The organism is Acinetobacter sp. AKBS16, from assembly GCF_002899995.1.
Lineage (GTDB): Bacteria > Pseudomonadota > Gammaproteobacteria > Pseudomonadales > Moraxellaceae > Acinetobacter > Acinetobacter baumannii.
This window is the reverse complement of sequence record NZ_POYH01000079.1, coordinates 16882-18082: the sequence shown is the minus strand read 5'-3', so window position 1 is coordinate 18082 and position 1201 is coordinate 16882. Positions and strand designations below refer to the sequence as shown.

At 40.0% G+C, this 1201-nt stretch carries 1 protein-coding gene and 1 pseudogene; one reads left to right on the top strand and one right to left on the bottom strand.

Features of this window, described 5'->3' with window-relative positions:
- A partial coding sequence (locus tag C1642_RS19465) for an aldehyde dehydrogenase family protein (RefSeq protein WP_228153891.1) occupies positions 1-496 on the bottom strand: 496 nt, incomplete at its 3' end.
- Between the two features lie 143 nt (positions 497-639).
- On the opposite strand from C1642_RS19465, the pseudogene C1642_RS19460 reads away from it, so the two are divergent.
- Positions 640-1201: pseudogene (locus tag C1642_RS19460) on the top strand (transcriptional regulator); the annotation flags it as partial.

Here is a 1201-nt window from a genome sequence, read left to right as displayed (position 1 = left end):
AGTTCCATGGAATAATTTGACCAACCACACCTAGTGGTTCATGAAAATGGTAGGCAATGGTATCTTCATCAATTTCAGAGATGCCGCCTTCTTGAGCACGAATACATCCTGCGAAATAACGGAAATGGTCGATTGCAAGTGGAAGGTCAGCTGCCAAAGTTTCACGAACTGCTTTACCGTTGTCCCAAGTTTCTGCAACCGCAAGCATTTCAAGATTTGCTTCTAAACGATCAGCAATTTTTAAAAGTATATTAGAACGTGTAGTCGGTGAAGATTTATTCCATGAAGCTTTCGCTTTGTGTGCTGCATCTAAAGCAAGTTCAATATCTTCAGCACTAGAGCGTGGAATGCGTGTGAAAGCTTTTCCATCCACTGGTGACACATTATCAAAATATTCACCCTTTAGAGGTGCAACCCATTCACCGCCAATAAAATTTTCATATTGTGATTTAAATTGAACTTTTGAGCCTGGTTGATTTGGATCGATATAGCGCATATAAATATTCCTTTGCTTTTTTAGGACTAAAGACTAACAAGAACCCTGTCAGTAAGTACTTTCGTACTTTGTATAATTAGGATATAAAGAAGAAGGTTGGAGAAAGGTTGGAATAGAAATGTGAATATATAAGGAATTTACAAATGTTCACAAAAAAGGATTTATTGCAGCAACGGATGTTGATTGATCAACTGCGCACGCAAAATAGTCTCTCTCCTCAGAACGCTGCCAAACTCGGCCAAAGTATTGCAAGCTCGTGGGAACGATCAGCTTCTGCTGCGATTCCTAAAGAACGATTTGCAGCACCTCTACTTGAAAGAAAATCTGCTTCACAAAATGCTTTAGATCTGGCACTAAGCCAGTGTGCTGATGACTTACGTCATATTGCAGAGCAATCTTCTATGGTCATTGCTGTGGGTGACATCGGTAGTACCATTATCTGGACAGCCTCAAGTGCTCAAATGCAGAGTGCTGCTGAACGTGTACATTTTGTACAAGGTGGTCAATGGCGTGAAGAATTTGTAGGTACGAATGCATTGGCGTTATCTTTAAAAACTCAACAATCAAGCTGTGTTTTTTCCAATGAACATTATATGGAGTCGATTCACGATTGGGTTTGTTATGCAGCACCCATTATCGATCCATACTCAAAGCAAACCTTGGGTGTGGTAGATTTATCAACCACATGGAAAAACCATAATACCT